Raw genomic sequence first — 13,298 nt, 5'->3', positions numbered from 1 at the left:
CTTATATTGTCATTATTTAAAAGGACATCATGTTCCGGTTTTCGACATTTTTTTAAACTGGCCAGGGGTTATTCCGTAGTATTTCTTAAACACTGCACTGAACTGGCTCATCCCCTCATAGCCAACATCCTGAGCAATCCGATAAATTGGCTGGTTTGTGCAGCGAATCAGCTCGCCAGCTCGCCGCATACGCAAATCGATTAAACAGCGATGAACAGATATTCCGTGTATGCGGCGGAATTCCGTTTTCAGATAGGTGGGCGAAACGGAAAGTATGCGGCTCAAGTCTGAAATCGTAATTTTTTCAGACAAGTGTGTTTCCAGATATGATCGTATATGCAGGATGGTCTGAGGATTCTGCTGATTCTCAGGATCTGCTGCCAAACGTTCCATATGAAAACTCTTTACAGAAAGAATATATAGCAGTTCTATGGCTTTGAAGACGCAGTATCTGCAAAATATGTCATCCGGTAAGTATCCCCGCAAATCGAATACAGCCTGACTCCAACAACGATTGCAAAGAGCGACAGAACCATACTGCAGAGCTAAATTTGATTTTAGACGGTACAGATCTATGTTTAGCCCTAAGGGCGGAAGGAGAGGTGGGGGACCTTCCTGAAATGACGAAAGGTCAATCGCCACTAAAATCCCATGCAGATTCTCGCTGATTTTTAAGGAAAGCAGTTCAGATATATCGGAAAGAACGAGAATGTGATGCTTTTCAATTTTCTGCGGCTCTGTGCCTGCCGGCATGGCGGTGATTTGGCCGCCCAGACAGAAGAAAACCTCAAATGTATCGGAAGACTCATATTTTTGACGTGTCAATAATCTCTTTTTCGATAATTGTACCAATTTAAACTGGCAGACACGCACGCCTGGCATGACATTGATCCATTGCGTGTATACGGGGGTGTCACTTCGCAAATACTCAATAAACATATCTAACACCTGTTTCTAAATAGTGAATACCGGTTTTGTCATCTGTATAGACAAGACATGCTTCCGATAGTGCCTTAATGGAGACAGAACCTGTAGAGAAAACAGAAAAGCATGGGGCAGGCTGGCAGTCCTTTGCATGATATGGGAGAAACAAAAATGGAACCCAAAAGACTGGCGAATGCTAACCTATGTTCAAAAACGGAGATTAGCAATATCTAACTGCTTGATACAGAAACCGTATTCCAGATGGTTATCAATATGGTTGTCCAATTTTTGCCGATTCCATAGATCGCGTATATTTACTTAAAAGAATGACATCTGTTCAATATTGAAAAAGGATCGCGGCTTTTCTGAGGGAAAAGTCGCAATCCAAGGAATAGATTCTATGAACGATGCTCGCCGCAGCTGCACGATGGCCACGAGAATCATAACGACGAGATAGTCGATCATCAGCCTTTCGCTCCACAAAGTGCGTATTCACGCTTTCGATCTTTATCAGCCTTCAGGCAAAGATAAGTGAGCATCGCAGCAAAAACGATCACGGCGATCAAGCCAGGGCTAAAGCATGTGCCCAATGTGCCAGTGGCAACCAGGGTATCAATTTGATGAACCGAGAAGCCAGCAGTGTAGCAGGCGCCAGTAGATAGCCAAGGCACCACCACAGGGATGCCAAGTTCCAGTAATTGCGTGGTGAAGAACAAACTGCGGTTAGCAAAAGGAAACTTAAATTTATAAAAAATAGGTTAGCCATATCTAACCTCGATAAACAAATGATACCTCACCTCATTGGGTTTGTCAAGGGTGGAATGGATGGTTTTAGTCTTGCTTACAATAAACCTGCTCAAAAGATTCTTTTCGCTGGTTGTTTGGCGTTTTCTCTGCTCTTTGGGAAAATCATACTACTAAATACAAAAACATAAATCGCCAGGAAGAAAACTACTACAATGGAAATCATTTTATGTAGCGCAAGGATGATTGAAATTTCTTCAAAAATCAGCCCAAACAGGCCTGTCAAAAATGATGTAAAAACCAATCCAAGGACGGCGACTCTTCGCGCTGCCATCTTTTTCTAGTGCAAACCGGTATGTACCAGACAGAGTAGAAGAAACAGCACCGGTGCAAATTTGTGAATATGAACACCGGTAATGGGCATTAAAAACGTCAAAACAAAGGTGGTTATCCAAAGAATATTCAAGGCTTTTTCATTTTACCGGATCCTCCTTGAGTACATAGCTTTTCACCCTACAGCAGAGGAGGGTAACAGCGACCATCACGCGGATTTTGTTTTCCAGGTCATGCATGATAAAGAAGCATCTTGGGGCCTGAAAAGCACATAATATCCCGGATTTTTCCCCTATCTCCGGTCGATAGCAGCTATTTTACAGCTCGAGCAGAAGGTTTTGCGCTCTATCAACGGGCAGAGGTCAGAACGGTCCATGGCGTAGGACAAAACTTCCTGGCAGTCCGGACATAAATCAATCTGGCGATGCAACTTTTTACAGAAGAGCCGGATCATTTGTGCAGCGACTCGTTTTCCGGTTCCCACTTATAATCGGTGGATTTGATGGCGGGGATCCTTCTTGTATTTTTCTGGGGTTAGCTGTGGCTAATAAATGTTTAAAACAAATTGCCCTTGCAGAAAGGGCAATTTGTTCAACTCATACGGCTCTGCTCCACAGGATAAAGCAGCTCCACAATTCCCATCGTAGACTGCCACTGAGATACCAGTGCAAGGGTTTGCTCACCCTGCACCTGTTGGAGGGAACGCAAAATGACAGCTTTGTTCAAACTGTCAAGATTGCTGGTGGGCTCATCCAGCAGCGGTGCCTGGTGTAAAAAGCTCGGACAAGCCCCAATCGCTGCCGTTCTCCACCAGACAGGGAGTCGCCCGGTTCGGCCACCGGCGTATAGCCGTGGACGTCTTCCGCCACCGGTTGTTCCTCCAGAAGATCCAACACCCGGTTGCCCGCAGCAAAGGTGTTTTGTAGGGCAGCACCCAGAGCGGGCAAGGCAACGCTGGGTCCGAAGAAATTCATCAAGGTGAGGGTGGCAATGAGGGCAGTCAAAAATCCGCAGAGCGTGGCCGCCACATACAGCATGACAAAATCAAACAGCAGGATCCAAATGGATTTCTTCCACACTCCCAGGTCGATCCCGGCGGAAAGCGGACTTAGAAAAAGCAAAATTCCGTACATTAATTATTTGATGATGAACCAAGTGAACCACGCAAAGATTGGGGTTCTCCGGTGTGCAGCCGTATTTCAAAAGCAGGGATCTGACATTTCAAATCCCTTCTTATTCCTCTCGTAGAGAGGGAAGGGACATTATTGGAGTGGGTACAAAATCAAGGTCATCGTATAGGTGTTCCGATATGCTTGTTCAATCTCCATTGTGGAGCCGTTCCGTCATCTCCCCAGTACTCGTCAATAGAAGTAATTTTTTTGTCCCGTATTTTAATAAAAGATGTTACATGGAAGGAGCTTTCTCTGTTGCGTGAATATACATGAACAACCGTAATGATTAAATCACCGATTTCTTCAAGCTGTTCAATATCCCCTGCCCAATTTCCTGGATATTCGCAGTTTGCTTTGATAAATTCATTGACAGTAAAATGCTCATTTGTATTATGCCAGTTAATAAAAGCGTCTTCATGAAAGAATGTTTGCATTTTTTCTGGCTGCTGCAAAAGTGCCGCGTTCCAGTAAGCGTTTATATCCATTGTCTCTATTTCCTTTCCGTTTCTTGTTGGTAAGTTTATCATACTTTATCCAGCTCGATTAATACAAGATATTGTACATACTTTTTGAATAGGGAAGCCTTACACGGATTATGACTGCAATTGATGCGCGGAGCTCCAAAATCAGAATGATATCAAATAAGCATCTCTTAGCCTTGACAAAGTAGGTCTGCCATGATATTCTACACAAAATACAGTTGGATATCACTGTTGTTTTTGTTGCCGTCATGAACGGCATTTATGTAGTTCTATAGTTAGCTATAGCTAATTATAGAACTCTTGCTAACAGCGGAAGAGGGAGGATGAGACTCGCCTTTCTGCTTACACCATGGCATACAGTGGTTGCGTGCAGGAGCAATATTCCGTTTCGGCCCTCCTTTTGCGGGAGGCAGGTACAGTACAGGAACAGTTCCCCACAGTGTGTAACGGGTTCCTGCTTTTTTATAAAAAGAAGTTAGCTGCAACTAACTTAGAGGCGTGTTACGATTCTTTGTGATAATAGTTTGATGAAAGGACAGACTGTTATATATTTTAATCCATTTTACGAAAGGAGAAACCAATGAAGCAACTCGCCAGAAGATCACTTGGCATTTTCGTGGCTGGTATGATGCTGCTTACCACCTTGCCCAGAGCTTTCGCTCTGGAAAGCGACATCAGGGGGCATTGGGCGGAAGAAGCGCTCCAAAGCTTTGCTGACAATGGCTATCTTGCAGGTGACGGCAGAGGACACTACATGCCAAATGCCATGATGACTCGTGCGCAGTTCGCCACAGTCATGAACCGACTCGTCGGACTGACAGAGGAAAGTGCCGCGATTGCCAATTACACAGATGTCTCCACGTCCGACTGGTATTACCGAGAACTGGCCAAGGCACTGGCTGCCGGATTTGTGAGCGGGACATCTGCTACGACGATGTCCCCCGATGCGCCGATTTCCCGCCAACAGGCGTTTACCATGCTCTCTCGCTATTTGAAGCTGAATACATCCGACACCAGTGCGCTGAATGCCTTTGCAGATCAGGATACCATTGCAGACTATGCACGTGGACCGATGGCGGCCATGGTAGATGCCGGATATGTGCAGGGTTCTGATGACAGAAGGCTCCTGCCGGAAAAGCAATTGACCCGCGCTGAAGGTGTCACGGTCCTCTATCGTGCGAAATCTTCACTGCAGGCTGGGAGCCGTTCCTCTGCCAATGGGCTTAAGGATGGCGTTTACACTGGAACGGGTGCCGGTTACGGCGGTACGGTTAAGGTACAGATGACGGTATCCGGCGGCAACATCACCGAGCTGGAAATTTTAAGCCACAGCGATACCGGCGGGTACATGAACAGAGCCAAAAAACTGCTGGACACAGTAGTGAAAAAGCAGAGTGCCGACGGTGTAGATACAATCTCTGGCGCGACGTTGTCCTCCAAAGGTTTGCTGACTGCGGTCAACGCCTGTATTTCCCAGGCACAGGGTGGCAAAGATACCTCCAAAACCGGAGCTACCGGAGGCGGAGGTCACGGCGGCATAAATACAGACAGACCCGCCGGCACTGAGATCAGTAAGGTAACAACCGGCACCTACATTGGAAGTGCTCGTGGATACAGTGGTACCACAACTGTGCAGGTCGCGGTGGATTCCAATGGAATAATTACCAAGATCGACGTCATGAGTCATGGAGATACGTCCTCCTATTTTAACCGGGCTAAGCGCATAGTCGATTCCGTCATTTCAAAGCAGTCTACCAAAGTGGATGCGGTTTCTGGTGCTACATATTCCTCCTATGGCATCCTCTCCGCCATTGAGAACGCGCTGAAAGGGGCTACCGGCTCCCAAGACCATGCGCAGACGTACAGCGTAGTGTCCTGGAAAGAGTTTACTCAGGCGTTGGCACAGGCGAAGGATGGAGATACCATCAGACTGGCAAAGGATATCACCGATGCTGGACAGGTGGATGCTGTTTCCGCCGCGACTGCCACTATCAACAAGGCTGTGACCATCGACGGAAACGGGAAGTCCATTTCTGCCTACAAGGGCGGCAAGGTTACAAAGAACACCACGGATAAGAGCGGTGCCATCATTTCTACTTCGGAAGTGGAAGCCACATTCTGCTTTGATGTAACTACCGCAACAGGGATCCAGCTCAAAAATCTCACGATTGATGGAGCCTCCTTTGGCACCAAACTGGGCGGAGCCATGTATGTGGAAACGGGTGCAGGTGTTACCTTGAGCGGTGTTACTTTTAAGAATTGCGCCGCAGGGAATACCAGCGCCGGCAACGGAGGCGCTGCTATTTACGCGGAGCCCCACAAGGGAGCGTCTCCCACAATTACAGCTGTAAACTGTAAATTCGAAAATAACGCTGTCAATAGGGGCGCTACCGGCCGAGGCGGTGCCATATACGGCTATAATGCCAATGTCACGCTGCAAGGCTGCACCTTCAGCGGTAACAAAGCTGCATACGGCGGTGCTGTGGCGGCAGCAGGAACCACAAAGCTGACGGTGACCGGCTGTACCTTTGCTTCCAGCAATGACGGTGTGTATGGTGGAGATGATATTTACATCTTCGATGGCTACACATTCTATAAGAAGACAATGGCGACCGACTCTGCTGTATCCAGTAACTTCTCCGGGAATACGCACAGCGCTGACGGGAATGACTTCGCGGGCTACCGCGTGATCTGTGGCCGCGTGCTGGGTGAGATCTCGGACACTACCAGCAGCAGTGGGAATACCATCACCAAAACATGCGCCGGCAGCGGGGCATTGTTCCTCGGCGGCCATGATGTAACCTTCGCAAATACGGACTACGACCGCATGGGCAAGACGGCTCCTGCTGAGAAGACCGCCGAATACAAATATGTGCTCATGAACATTCCGTATGACGCTTTCTATGCAGCGGAACTCAGCGGAAACCAGGTCAAGGTGGATGCCGTTTCCTCTGCTACGAAGAATAAGACCCGAAACGGCGGCATGATGTCCGGCGGCTCCTACCATGTCAATGCGGACGGTACGGATATTACCGGCATCACATTCCCTGTCATGATGGCAAAAGAGGTAGATCTGTCCAACTACAAAAAAGTGACAGACAGTGACAGTGTCTCCATCACAGTGATCAGCCGGGGACAGTCCTCTGCTGTTTCTTACACTGGCAAAGATGCCTTGTTTGAAAGCCCAAGCTACTCCTACTATGAGTTAAGCGAGATTCCTGCGTTCTATAAGGTCATGACCGTGGGAGTTGACGGGACATTGTCTTTTGGTAAGATCCAGGGGATGGCGACCGACTTGATCCCAGAGGCTGTTGGAACGCTGAGCACCAACAGCAGATACGGAGACTATCAACTGAATCTGATGAACACAGGATTGGACGAAAAGAAGCCGGTCATCTATGGTGTTGTGCTCCGTACCAAGGAGGGTGCTGACTATGGACTGCGGCACCTGGAGAACATCTGGCGCTATACACAGCTGGCCTTTTGCACCGGATTCAAGACAGAAGTACATGGCTGTGTTACCAGCGCGGACCATTACAAGAGCATCATGGGAAAAACTATTACCGGCGTGACCTATTTCACTGATCAGGGGCAGTTCGATTTGACACTGAGCGAGAGTTTGTATGTTCCTGTGAAGTTCGCCAATACTTTTGAGGTGGCTGGTGCTGTGGCAAATTCCGGAACCACTACGGTTACGATGAGCGGCTTCCCGGATGACTTTACTGCAGAATATACCGTTGCCACAGCTGCCGGGGACCTGTTAGAGGGGTTCAGTTGTGATGGAAGCACCTTGACCTGGAGCGGTATTGCGCCAAAACCCGGGAACTACACGCTGACTGCAGCGGATCGCAACAAGGTATACGCCAGTGTGGCCACTTCGTTCACCCTTGCTTCTGATAGCGCGGTTGCGGAATATGACAGCCAAACGCAAAAGTTGAAGGCGGCTTCTGATGTATCTGAGGAGGCTCTTTCCAACTACCTTCGCAACATCACTTCCGTGTCTGTGGATGGGACGGCATACGGAGCCAGAGGGCGCGGGGCGGTCCCTATCATCGACGGTAAGACCGGCCTGATCGATGTCTCTGCCAAGCCTTTCCAGATCAAGCCGCAGAGTACTGACTCCGGTTACGCTGTCACGGTGACTGCAACAGGTTATCCGGAGCTGTCGTTCAGCATGACCATTCCGGATAAGATTTATGCCGCCGCATCCTTGACTGGAGGCAAGCTGATCCTGACATTAAAAGATGCGCATGACAGTGCTGTGGAGCTGAGCAAGCTGGAAAACCCCAAACTAACGCTTTCCTCCGGGGCGGGAAAAAATACCGTCAAATTGCTGGAGAATTTGGGCCTCACCGACTTGAATGTGGAAATTCCCGATGCTGTTGTGGGAACGGAGTACACTGGCATCATTACCAGCGACAATCATCCTGCAATTGTTTTTCAGGCAACTGCGGAAGTGGCTGATACCATGAGAACGGAAGCCACTTCTTGACCTCAAAATTAAACTTCTGATCCTCTAAACGGCAAGGCCCGTATGGTGGAAACACCGTACGGGCCTTCCAATACTATGATGTGTATCGTTTGATTTTCTTTTGTTGAGGTATTCAATATGATTTTTTTGATTTCTCTGGCTCTGACAGCTGTGTTGATCGCTGTGGGGAAGGGCTTTTTGAAAAAGCATGCTGTAGTCTGTTACCTGATTGCGGCGGCACTCTCTGCTTCGGTCGTGGTCTGTGGGCTCACTGGGGTATCCGATGTATTCCCTGAGTGGGTGCAGACATGGGTCTGGCCCATCTTTGCCAGAAGCGCCTTTTCCACTGCGCTGTTTGTCGCTGTGATGTATGCCGGCGCCGTTCCTCGTGGCTCCAGATGGATGCGGGGCATCATGCCGATCCGGGGGGAGCTGTCCATCATTGCGTCCATTCTGACACTAGGACACAATATTACTTACGGTAAGACCTATTTCTTGATGCTGCTCACCCGGCCGGAGCGGCTTCCAATGAATCAGTTGCTTGCATCCGTCTGCTCTCTGGCGATGCTGTGTATTATGATGCCTCTGTTTATCACCTCGTTCAAATGCGTACACAGAAAGATGAAGGGAAGCAGCTGGAAGAAGCTTCAACGGCTGGCCTATATTTTTTATGCACTGGTCTACATTCATGTGCTTCTCTTGACGATTCCGGGCGCACAAAAAGGCAACGGCAATTATCTTTTGACCGTGATAGCATACAGTGTGGTCTTTTTGACCTATGGTACCATGCGTATCCAGAAATCCCTTAGAAATCAGCCGGTGCGGGTGCGGCGTGTGCCTGCTATGGCTGCAATCTTTACAATGCTGTTGATCTCCTGTGGAGCAGTTGGGCCCTTTTTACAGGCATCTATGGTCACTGCCGGAGATTATGACCAGAGTCTGGCGCAGGAATCCAAATCACTGGATACCACGGAGCCGGTTTCTGTTGAGGAAACAGAGATTTCTCTGGAAACCCCGGAACAGGATGCAGCTACATCTGCCGGGGCAGAAGCGGCGGATGCAGCACAGCCACAGTTGACTTCTGCTGAAGCACCCGCCCTGGGTACTCCGGAGGCAGGTGGCGCCAAACCGGAAATTTTCCCAGAGAGCCCGTCCGCGCCTCCTTCTTCCACGGCAGTCACCGCCAACGCAGCAGAAGCATCCAAACCTGCTGCTGCGCCATCAGTGCCCTCAAATAAGCCGCAGACAGCGCCTTCGACGGAAAAGGAGAAATCTGTGGCGATTGCGGAAAATCCAAAACCTGCAGCAACTGCAGAGCCAGCGCAGCCTGCTTCTACTCCACAACCCTCCATCGTGTATCAATATCAGAATGGAAAATTCACGGGTTCCGGAGAAGGATTCGGAGGAACGATCACCGTCAGCGTGTCTATTGAAAACGATAAGATCATCGGGATCAGTGTGGTGTCTTTTTCCGACGATGAGCCTTATTGGTCGGATGGAAAGACTGTCATCAACCGAATTCTCTCCGCTCAAAGTGCCAATGTGGATACCGTAAGCGGAGCAACCTTCAGTTCTGGGGGTATCATTGAAGCGGTCAGAGCGGCGTTGAACAGTGCAAAAAACTAACGAGAGCAAGGGTATTCCAACTATGAAACGATACATAGGACTCCTGATAGCAGCGATGCTGCTCACCGGCTGCTCCTGGCACGAATCCGTCCCGGCGGGGCCATCCCAAAGTGATAACGGAGCGCCAAACAGCATATCCGTATTTGCTATGGATACCTTTATGGAAATGACTGCTTATGGCGGGAATGATGCGCTGATGTATGATGCCGAGCAGCGGATATTGGAACTGGAATCACTGCTTTCTGTCACCGACAAAAACAGTGAGATCCATACTCTGAACCAGAATGGAGAGGCAGCGCTCTCGGCCGATACGGAGGAACTGATGCAACAGGCGCTGGAAATGTGCACCAGAACACACGGTTCACTGGATATTTCTATTTATCCTGTCTTGCGGGCATGGGGGTTTACCACAGGAAGCTATCAGATTCCAGACAGCGATACGCTTTCCGAGCTGCTTGCCCGTGTGGATTACCGAGAAATTTCTCTGAACAATGGAACGGCGGTCATCCCTGATGGGATGGAACTTGATCTGGGCAGCGTGGCAAAGGGCTATGCCGGCGACCAAGTGGCAGAACTACTGCGGGAAAATGGCGTAACTTCCGCTCTTTTGAACCTGGGCGGGAATGTTCAGGTAATTGGTAGTAAGCCCGATGGGAGGGCCTGGCGAGTCGCTGTGCAGGCTCCAGAAAACGATGGGTACCTGGGTGTTTTGGAGATCCGGGACAAAGCGGCTATCACTTCCGGAGGATATGAGCGCTATTTTGTCGGAACAGACGGCCAGGTTTACTGGCATATCATCGATCCCGTCACCGGCGCTCCGGCTCACAGTGGCCTGGTTTCCGTCACGATCATTGGTGAGAGTGGAGCTACTTGTGATGCACTTTCAACAGCTCTGTTTGTGATGGGGTTGGACAAGGCTGCGGAGCACTGGCGACAGCACCAGGATTTTGATGCTATCTTTGTTCTAGAGGATGGCAGCGTAGCCATTACAGCTGGATTGAAGGACAGCTTTTCGCTGGCTGATGGAAACGAATACCGTACCTTTTCGGTGATTGAATGATATTGAAAACACGAACTTGGATGCTTGCCTTTCTTACAGTCCTCCTTCTTTCGGTGACTGCAAGCTGGATGCTTCTCACCGAGAAGACAACAGATACGGTAGCAAATCTTTATCTGGATGGGGTGTGCATAGAGAGCATCGACCTTTCCACGGTCTCAGCTGCATACAGCTTTTCTGTGGAAGGAGTTTATGGCCGAAACCTGATTACCGTAGATCCGGGGCGTATTTGTGTTTCGGACGCAGACTGCCCGGATAAGTCCTGTGTCCATCAAGGCTGGATTGGCAATGGGGTGACTCCAATCGTTTGCCTGCCCAACAAGTTGGTCATTCAAATTGAAGAAACTGCAGAGCAATCCTTGGACATCGACAGCGTAACAAAGTGAGGTAATTATGCTATGAAACCGAGGCGATTGACCCGAATCGCTATGTTGACTGCGATTGCATTGACCATCTTTCTGGTGGAAGCTCAGATTCCGGCGCCACTCCCTGTCCCGGGGGTCAAGCCGGGCCTAGCCAATATTGTGACGGTCTACGCCATGTTTTTCCTGGGGCCGGTGGATACACTCTGTATCCTGCTTTGCCGCATTTTTCTTGGCAGTGTACTCTCGGGGCAGCCTGTGACACTGTTTTACAGTCTGGGAGGAGGCGTCTCATGCTATGGCGTTATGTTGCTTTTTCGGAAGCTGGTGACTCAGCGGCAGCTCTGGGTATGCAGTGTGGTCGGGGCCATGGCGCATAACACTGGGCAGATTTGTGTCGCTATCTGGATTACAGGAACCCCCTCTTTGATTTGTTATCTTCCCATCTTGATGGCATCCGGCATCATCGCCGGAGTTTTTACAGGCCTGTGCGCGCAGTTCCTCTCAAACCGGATGGCGCCGATTCGCTGTTTGCGATAGGGGTTGAAAACAGTAATCCAGTATTTACGTTCTGCAAAAGGAGTGTTCAAGATGAAAAAAGGCACTATCACACTGGCTGTTATGTCAGCACTCACACTAACAGGCTGCATTTTCCAAGCGAACCAGCCGGACAACAGTGTGGCGCAAGTCATATATGATACCAGTTTGGAAGCAAAAAAGTTTGCAGATGCGTTATTTGAGGGGATGGTTGAAGAAAAAGACATCTCAGAATATAGCATAGATTTGACTTCCCATGGCTTTGTGACCGATGATCCGCTCATATATATAGTTGGCTACCGCTATACCTACAATGGACAAACGACAACATATGGATATAAAATGCACCAAACGGAAGAAGGTTTTGCTGTTATTGAAGAAGGTGTTGAAGTCGGAGAGTTTATTACCGGGAATGGTGGCAATAACGATGAAAACAATGGATGCGTCTGATGCTTTGCTGCATAGGCAAAGATGAGTTTCCGTACATAAAAAAGCAAGTGATTGAAAACTTGATTCAATCACTTGCTTTTTAGTTCTGCAGGTGTTTTGGGCAAAATCTTTTACGGGGTTATAGGGGGTGTCTTTCATTCATCTTCTAAAAAATAAAATCGCAACTGTTTACAACAAGTCCTCGATTTTTCCTAAGAAGAACTCATCTGTATGTACGTTCAGCTAGCCTTTGATGGTACTCATGACAAGCTTATGTTCCTCGCACCGCCAAAATACAAAGTCTGTGTTTGGCCGCATCATGGTCAACTGTGATGCTGGAAAATTCGGCTTCATTTAAAAATATAGACAGTTGTGTCTTGTTGAAAATGCGGAGACCATCGATAGCTGACAACCACATATTGTCAGAGAGGCTCATGCCATCTGACTCATTTACAATTAAAAAAACTCCACCTGGTTTCAAAATTCGATAGACTTCGCAAAAACTGTCTGTGGGGCCCGGCCAGAAGTAGACAGTTTCAAAAGCAGTTACCAGATCAAACTCTTCGGACCCAAACGGCAATTGGGATACATCTCCTTGCAACACACGGCAGCGGCCGCTCTGAATCTCGTACTGATTTACCCGTTTTGCCTTTTGTACAGAAATTTCAGAGTAATCCAGAGCAGTCAGATTTGCCTCGGGGAACCGCCGAAGAAGCTCCCTGGCATTTCGCCCGCCACCGCAGCCTAGTTCTGCAATCATAGTGGGGTGTAATGCAGACACGTGATCCATCCCCCAATCTGCAACGGCAGCATGGGCATGGTTCATGCTGCTGACCATCCACTTTCCCAACATGCCTTCCGGCTTGCGTGTGTTTTTGAAAATAGCCTTAAAAACTCCCATAACTACCTCCAGATATTGCAATACAGGTTAGCCTTAACTAACTAAAATTACTATACAACAATTTTGTAGAAAAAGCAATCTAGAAGCATAGAAATTGACACTATTAGGGCTTATGGAATAAAAAACCAAGAACCTATGCCTGATATTGAAGAATTCATATGAGCGGGAATAAAGATATGAAGTACCGATGTTTTGTTGTGGAATTTTTGCGGCTCTCGTTCTTGCTGACCTCTATTGTTTCCAGAATCTAGACCTCATTT

12 protein-coding genes and 1 pseudogene are annotated in these 13,298 nt (G+C 48.5%); 6 read left to right on the top strand and 7 right to left on the bottom strand.

Annotated features, from left to right (window positions below; translation table 11 throughout):
- Positions 1 to 27: 27 nt before the first annotated feature.
- The 6 genes and pseudogenes from H8S34_RS05440 to H8S34_RS05410 form a co-directional block, all read right to left on the bottom strand.
- Complete coding sequence (locus H8S34_RS05440; RefSeq protein ID WP_101691259.1) at positions 28 to 939, bottom strand: helix-turn-helix transcriptional regulator; 912 nt, start codon at positions 937 to 939, stop codon at positions 28 to 30.
- A 303-nt stretch (positions 940 to 1,242) separates the two neighbouring features.
- Positions 1,243 to 1,389, bottom strand: a complete 147-nt coding sequence (locus H8S34_RS05435; RefSeq protein WP_180956694.1) for a hypothetical protein — start codon at positions 1,387 to 1,389, stop codon at positions 1,243 to 1,245.
- Positions 1,389 to 1,640: a hypothetical protein gene (locus tag H8S34_RS05430; RefSeq protein ID WP_145996801.1), complete on the bottom strand. Its 252-nt coding sequence runs from the start codon at positions 1,638 to 1,640 to the stop codon at positions 1,389 to 1,391. Before H8S34_RS05430 ends, H8S34_RS05435 begins: the two co-directional genes overlap by 1 nt.
- 653 nt (positions 1,641 to 2,293) lie before the next feature.
- A complete protein-coding gene (locus H8S34_RS05420; protein ID WP_243207946.1) occupies positions 2,294 to 2,455 on the bottom strand; it encodes a nitrous oxide-stimulated promoter family protein in 162 nt (53 codons plus the stop codon).
- A 137-nt stretch (positions 2,456 to 2,592) separates the two neighbouring features.
- Positions 2,593 to 2,846, bottom strand: a pseudogene (locus H8S34_RS15505) (P-loop NTPase family protein); the annotation flags it as partial.
- Between the two features lie 443 nt (positions 2,847 to 3,289).
- Entirely contained in the window at positions 3,290 to 3,700 is a 411-nt protein-coding gene (locus tag H8S34_RS05410; protein ID WP_436277847.1) for a nuclear transport factor 2-like protein, read from the bottom strand.
- A 535-nt stretch (positions 3,701 to 4,235) separates the two neighbouring features.
- On the opposite strand from H8S34_RS05410, the gene H8S34_RS05405 reads away from it, so the two are divergent.
- The 6 genes from H8S34_RS05405 to H8S34_RS05380 all read left to right on the top strand — a co-directional run bounded on the left by H8S34_RS05405 (position 4,236) and on the right by H8S34_RS05380 (position 12,158).
- Positions 4,236 to 8,147, top strand: a complete 3,912-nt coding sequence (locus H8S34_RS05405; protein WP_186963266.1) for an FMN-binding protein — start codon at positions 4,236 to 4,238, stop codon at positions 8,145 to 8,147.
- A 117-nt stretch (positions 8,148 to 8,264) separates the two neighbouring features.
- Positions 8,265 to 9,752: an FMN-binding protein gene (locus H8S34_RS05400; protein WP_186963265.1), complete on the top strand. Its 1,488-nt coding sequence runs from the start codon at positions 8,265 to 8,267 to the stop codon at positions 9,750 to 9,752.
- Positions 9,753 to 9,900: 148 nt separating this feature from the next.
- Complete coding sequence (locus tag H8S34_RS05395) at positions 9,901 to 10,812, top strand: FAD:protein FMN transferase (RefSeq protein WP_243207926.1); 912 nt, start codon at positions 9,901 to 9,903, stop codon at positions 10,810 to 10,812.
- The gene (locus H8S34_RS05390; protein WP_101691264.1) at positions 10,809 to 11,195 is read left to right on the top strand and encodes a NusG domain II-containing protein; all 387 of its coding nucleotides are present in this window, start codon (positions 10,809 to 10,811) and stop codon (positions 11,193 to 11,195) included. The genes H8S34_RS05395 and H8S34_RS05390 overlap by 4 nt, the downstream gene beginning before the upstream one ends.
- 42 nt (positions 11,196 to 11,237) lie before the next feature.
- Positions 11,238 to 11,711: a Gx transporter family protein gene (locus H8S34_RS05385; protein WP_243207925.1), complete on the top strand. Its 474-nt coding sequence runs from the start codon at positions 11,238 to 11,240 to the stop codon at positions 11,709 to 11,711.
- A 51-nt stretch (positions 11,712 to 11,762) separates the two neighbouring features.
- The gene (locus tag H8S34_RS05380) at positions 11,763 to 12,158 is read left to right on the top strand and encodes a hypothetical protein (protein ID WP_101691266.1); all 396 of its coding nucleotides are present in this window, start codon (positions 11,763 to 11,765) and stop codon (positions 12,156 to 12,158) included.
- 250 nt (positions 12,159 to 12,408) lie between these two features.
- On the opposite strand, the gene H8S34_RS05375 is transcribed toward H8S34_RS05380, so the two are convergent.
- The gene (locus tag H8S34_RS05375; RefSeq protein WP_186963264.1) at positions 12,409 to 13,038 is read right to left on the bottom strand and encodes a class I SAM-dependent methyltransferase; all 630 of its coding nucleotides are present in this window, start codon (positions 13,036 to 13,038) and stop codon (positions 12,409 to 12,411) included.
- Positions 13,039 to 13,298 lie beyond the last annotated feature (260 nt).

This window comes from Pseudoflavonifractor hominis (assembly GCF_014288125.1).
GTDB classification, from domain to species: Bacteria; Bacillota; Clostridia; order Oscillospirales; family Oscillospiraceae; genus Pseudoflavonifractor_A; species Pseudoflavonifractor_A gallinarum.
Note: the sequence above shows the minus strand (reverse complement) of the source record. Positions and strands in the feature narration are given on the sequence as shown.